2 protein-coding genes are annotated in these 3,035 nt (G+C 40.7%); one reads left to right on the top strand and one right to left on the bottom strand.

Going from position 1 to position 3,035, the window contains the following annotated elements:
• The coding region (locus tag PAN06_RS13610) for an LPXTG cell wall anchor domain-containing protein (RefSeq protein WP_269796592.1) at positions 1-207 on the top strand (207 nt) is incomplete at its 5' end.
• A gap of 240 nt (positions 208-447) precedes the next feature.
• On the opposite strand, the gene PAN06_RS13605 is transcribed toward PAN06_RS13610, so the two are convergent.
• Positions 448-3,035: YfhO family protein (locus PAN06_RS13605; protein WP_269796591.1), on the bottom strand; the 2,588-nt coding region annotated here is incomplete at its 5' end.

Here is a 3,035-nt window from a genome sequence, read left to right as displayed (position 1 = left end):
ACCACTACGACAACAACGCCAGAGGGGCCAACAACGAATACGACCAAACCTGGTAAACCAGGTGATTCTGGCACGACAACTTCAAACGGAGGTCGCAAGACATTCCTTCCAAAAACAGGTGAAGCAGTCGCTACTGGTGTCATCTTGATCGGTGTTGCTATCCTATCAGGAGCCGTCATCTTGAAACGCAAGATTTCTAATAACTAATCGTTCGCATGTGCGGATCATATAAAAAAGAGGCTGGGACAAAAGTCCTAGCCTCTTAGTTGTTTTTCGATTGTCGAGCAAGACGCAGTGGTTGAGTGGGCTCTACTACGCTGATTTCATCAGCTTTACAGCCCTACTCAACTGTGCGGAGGTGGGACGACGAAATCGAATTCTAACGAATTACCGATTTCTGTCCCACTCTCTTTTTGTGTTGATAACTATTTTTGATTCTCTTAAATCCTATTGTTCTTCATCACTTCTATTTCTTCTCATTTGAATGACGAGGTAAGCAACGGAAACAATAGATAGCAAGGCACCCAGGATCACTCCTTTTTGTCTAAAGACGAATTCAACCTTATGATTTCCCTTTGAGATTGGGAAGGATAAGAATGCATTCCATGCTTTTTCAGTTTTGACAAACTTCCCATCCACTTTCACTTTCCAGCCATCGCTGTATGGAATGGAAGTCATCATATAGTTACTATCATCTGTGATAGACACATCACCAACAATATGGGTATTTGAAAACTTGGTTACATGTAAACCTTGTTTCTTCCTGTTTTCTAATACCTGTTGAATTTGATCAACATCAGCGCGATAAACACCTGCGTTGCTCATATCGATGTGATCTGTTCTAAATCTAAATTCAATAACGGTTTCTTGGTTTTCAGTTTGATCTGTCAACTGCCAAATTTGTCTTTGCGTGAAAATTTTAGCATTGAGCAACCATTTATTATTGAGTAAAACCGAGTAATCTTGGTTTTGGATCAAAGATACAGGAGTAAAGAAATAATAAGTGTAATTGGTACGTGGAGTGACCTTATAACGAATAATGGCATCTTTTGACGAATCCGCTCTCTTATAGATGGCTTCTCCCGTTTCCTTATTGACCTTTTCTTCAATCACATTTTCGGTCTCGATCGAGCTGAACGCCAACGGTTTAAAGTACTCAACGGTATCATTATTGGCCTTTTGATGTCCCTCCATGGAGTTCAAAATAATATTCTGGTTAGCAAAGGCATTATTGGCACCAAATTGAATATTCCTTACCAGACTGTTCGTCCCGTATGCAAGTGGGAAGGAATTTGGATTCTTATAGACGACATAACGCTTATCCTCATAGACCTTGTCTGTGAAATAGCGATGCAGATCAAAACGGTCTGTAAATCGATAAAAGTACATCTTATCTGGATTGGCTTCAATCTCTTTGGGATCAAAGTCCTTGGCACTCATAAAGTATCGAATACCATATAAAGCATCTGTCAAAGGTGTCCCATTTGAATATTGAGTCGCCGCATTGACACCCAGATCTCCCATGAAAGCAAAGTGATCCATGGTGCTACGTTCCAAACTTGAACTAAAGGTACTTAAGCCTGGATAGGACACCAAGGAAGGAACTGTTCTGGAATAGGCAAAATCTGTGGCAATTCGATAGAATTTTTGATCTGCATTTTCTTGGATATTGTCTGTCACGCGCTTGACCGAAACGGTCGCATCTGCAAACTTGTGCACATCATCATACCCAAATGTTACTTGGGACAAATACGCATTATAGCCAAACTCAAAGATTGTCAGCACAGATACGACAATCATGGATAAACGTGAGATCTTAAAGTTTAGGATGAAGAGAATGCTCAAGTAGAGCATCGCTGTAATCCCCACTTGCGACAAGAGATAGCCTGTCTTTAATAAGACGGCAGCCAGCACTAAGATGACCGCTGCTAGAGCCATTCGAATCATTTTTTCCAATTGGCTCTTCTGAGATTTTTCCCAATACGCATAGAAGATGAAGCAAGTCACCGCTGCTATTCCCAGAACACTTAGAATAGAGAACTTAGAGAGGAAACGACTGATCGCTTGCGGTTGGGTCTTTGAGACAAAACTATACTGATGGAAATAGAGATAAACCACCGACAAGAGCAAGCCCAAACCGATGATGCAGTTGGTTCGTTTGGAAATAACGATCTTCTGCTTCATCGCTTGATAAGCTAGGACTAGCATAAAGAATGAAAATAGCCAAGAAAAACGGAAGAAGAAACCGGCTGGATTTTGTCCCATATGCCATATCTTACTGACAAATTCATTCACAAAGGAAATCAGGAAAACGAGAGTAACAATCCCTGCAGCCCATTTTTTTGCTTTTCCAACTTTTTGCGATAGGAAATAAAAGATAAAACCAAGAAAACCAAGCGCTCCAATATAAATATTGGGAAGGTTGGGACCCGCTGACCATCCTGATGTTGTATCAAAGCCACCAACAACCAACTTAGCAAGAATATCTAAGGGGTTAATTTGGAAGGCAAATGAGAAGGTCATGCCTCCGCCAACTTGCCCCTTACTTTCAATCAGGTTGAAAAATACAGGCAAGAGCAAGACTGAGGCTGTTGCAATCCCAATAATCGAATAAATCACTGCTTGTAGTAAAGGGATACTAAAGTTTTTAATCTTCGCCTTTAGATCTCCCTCAATCAGTAACCTTGGTGATACATAGTAGCAGGCATACAGAGCGATGAAAATGGAGATCATATAGCCCATGTAAAACTGAAGCAAGACCGTCAATCCTAAAGCAAAAGCATAGCGATAAGGAGATTTCCCATCTAATAATTCTTCCAAATACACAATCACAATTGGTAACATGATCATGGCATCATAGAAGATGACGTTCATTTGATAGGAAACCAACATCCCTGACAAGGCATAAGCCGTCGAGAATAATGGAACCAACCATTTCCTAGATTCTAATCCTTTGTAGCGCCTGATTAAAAGGAAAGCAAAGGATAAACCAATTGCCCCGTATCTGAGCCAAATGGTTAAAAATACTGCTGCCC

The organism is Streptococcus sp. SM3, from assembly GCF_027497875.1.
This window is presented reverse-complemented; position numbering and strand designations above follow the sequence as displayed.